General features: G+C 67.6%; 2 protein-coding genes. Both read left to right on the top strand.

The window, feature by feature from the left end; genetic code table 11:
* Window positions 1–606, top strand: a 606-nt coding sequence (locus VMJ70_10810; protein HTO91607.1) for a hypothetical protein, incomplete at its 5' end; no start/stop codon positions are given.
* A 33-nt stretch (window positions 607–639) separates the two neighbouring features.
* The coding region (locus VMJ70_10805; protein HTO91606.1) for a FlgD immunoglobulin-like domain containing protein at window positions 640–2756 on the top strand (2117 nt) is incomplete at its 3' end.

Here is a 2756-nt window from a genome sequence, read left to right as displayed (position 1 = left end):
GCGGTCGTCAACGTGCTCGACCTGCCGCACCAGGGTGGCCCGGGGCCAGCCGTGCGGCTGTTATGCCAGTGCGCCAGCTGCGCCACCGGTGACAGTCTCACGCTCGCCGTCTCGCCCTCCCTGCCGCTGGGCAGCAGCGTGCACTGTCGTCTGATCTGTGGCGATCCGGTGCTCGCGGAAATGCCGAGTGCGTGGGGCCTCACGAGCTATCTGTGGGGCGAGACGCCGGCGGCCAATCAGCATCTGACCAGCGTGCTGCCGGCAGGGTTCTTCCAGCTGCCGCAGGAGTTCGGCCCGATCGTGACCGACCCGGGTTATTCGGCCTACGAAATCGATTTGGGATTCCCTTCGCTGCCTGCTGAAACGATCTACATGCATTTCCAGTATCGCTACAACTCGGTGCCGTCGGGCTTCGCGAAGGGCTTCGACGTGGCGACGATTCAAATCGTGGAAAGCAATCAGCACTTCCTTTATCCGGTCGGAGGATCGAGCCTCGACTTCACCACCCTCCAGCCGCCCGATCCGCGCGTGATCGCGCTCGGCCCCGGCTCACCCGTGCCGACGCACAAATCCACCTGGGGCGGCCTCAAAATGATCTACCATTAGGTACCCCACAAACCTCCCGCAACGGGAGCCGCCATGTCGTTCCGCCGGGTCGTCCTCGCTGCTCTGCTCGCCGTTACTTCACTGGGACTCACGACCCGCGCGCACGCCAGCGCCTACGCGCAGCAGGGTTCCAAGCTGGTGGGCACTGGCGCTGTCGGCAACGCCATCTATCAGGGGCGCCGGGTGGCGTTGTCGGCCGACGGGAACACCCTGATCTCGGGCGGCTTCGGCGATAACGCCAATTCCGGCGCGGCGTGGGTGTTCACGCGTAGCTCCGGTGTGTGGTCGCAGCAGGGCGCGAAGCTCGTCGGCACCGCCGCGACCGGTGCTCCGGAGCGCGGGTTTTCGGTCGCGCTTTCGGCCGACGGAAACACGGCGCTGGTCGGTGGCCCTGCCGACAACTCGAATCTCGGCGCGTTGTGGGTGTTCGTTCGCAGTGGCGGCGTGTGGACTCAGCAGGGCATCAAGATCACGCCGACCGGCGCGGTGGGCGCCGCCAGTCTGGGCGACGCCGTCGCACTCTCGGCAGACGGGAACACCGCGCTGGTGGGAGCGCATGGAGACAACGGCGGCGCGGGCGCGGTCTGGGTCTTCACGCGGAGCGGCGTCACCTGGAGTCAGCAGGGCCCCAAGCTCGTGGGCTCCGGCGCGACGGGCCTGGCCACGCAGGGCTACAGCGTCGCGCTTTCCTCGGACGGGAACACCGCGCTGGTGGGAGGCTACACTGACACCGGCAGCATCGGCGCGGCATGGGTGTTCACGCGCAGCGCCGGCGTATGGTCGCAGCAGGGCGCGAAGCTCGTCGGCACCGGCTACGTGGGTTCCCCGGCGCAAGGCGAGTCGGTGGCGCTCTCGGGCGACGGCAATACCGCGTTGATCGGCGGCTTCCAGGATAACTCCTCTGTGGGCGCGGTGTGGACGTTCACGCGCAGCGGCGGCGTCTGGACTCAGCAAGGCTCCAAACTATTCGCGAGCGATGCGATCGGCGCGGCAGCGCAGGGCTTCACGATCGCGATCTCGACCGACGGCGGCACTGCGCTGGTGAGTGGCTATCCCGACAACTCCGGCGTTGGGGCAAGCTGGGTGTATAGCCGCGGTGGAAATTCGTGGACCGAGGTCAACAAGCTGGCGGGCACCGGCGCCAGCGGCGCCGCAAATCAGGGAATTGGGCTGGCGCTGTCCGCAGATGGCAGCACCGGCGCGATCGGCGGGTACATGGACACCGGCACCCTGGGCGCCGCCTGGGTGTTCGTGCGGGCCTCACCGTTGATCACATCGATCGCCGACGTTCCCAACGATCAGGGCGGCCGCGTCAGCATTCGCTGGAACGCGAGTCTGCTCGACGAGGTTCCTTCCGATCCGATCGACCAATACTGGATCTGGCGGCAGGTGCCGCCCCCGCTCGCGGCGACGCTGTCGCGCGACGCTTCGGCGCGCGCACGATTAGGCGCGAAAGTCCGCGCTACACGCGACGGGCTCCAGACCTATTACTGGGAGTACGTCGGCAGCCAGATCTCGCATGGATTCGACGGCTACAGTTACACGGCGCCGACCCTGTTCGATTCGATTCCGGGATCCAATCCGCTCACGCTGTTCATGGTCGAGGCCGAACGCACCGGCACGGGCGAGTACTGGTCGTCCGATCCCGACAGCGGTTATTCGGTAGACAATCTCGCGCCCGCGACTCCTTCGCCGTTCTTGGCGGCGTACGGCGGCGGCGCGACGCACTTGCACTGGGGAGAGAATCTCGAGGCCGATCTGTCGGTGTATCGCCTCTATCGCGGCGTCTCGGCGGGCTTCGTTCCCGGGCCGGGCAATCTGGTGGCGAGCCCGTCCGACACCAACTACGTTGACATTGGCCCGGCCGGCAGCTACTACAAGCTTTCGGCGGTGGACATCCACGGCAACGAGAGCGGATTCGCGCTGGTCAGTCCCAACGGCACGCTCGCGGCGCCGGGCCCGGGCCTGCCGAGCGAAGTCTCGCTCGCTCGCGTGTCGCCCGATCCGCTGCGCGGCGGCGGAGCGATTCGATTCGCGCTGCCGCGCGCTGCGACCGTCTCACTCGCGATCTACGACGCGAGCGGTCGCCGCGTGAAGCAGCTCGCGAGCGGGCTCGAGCCCGCCGGGGAGCACTCCGTGCAGTGGGACGG

It is taken from the genome of Candidatus Sulfotelmatobacter sp. (genome assembly GCA_035498555.1).
Classification (GTDB): Bacteria; Eisenbacteria; RBG-16-71-46; order RBG-16-71-46; family RBG-16-71-46; genus DATKAB01.
Note: the sequence above shows the minus strand (reverse complement) of the source record. Positions and strands in the feature narration are given on the sequence as shown.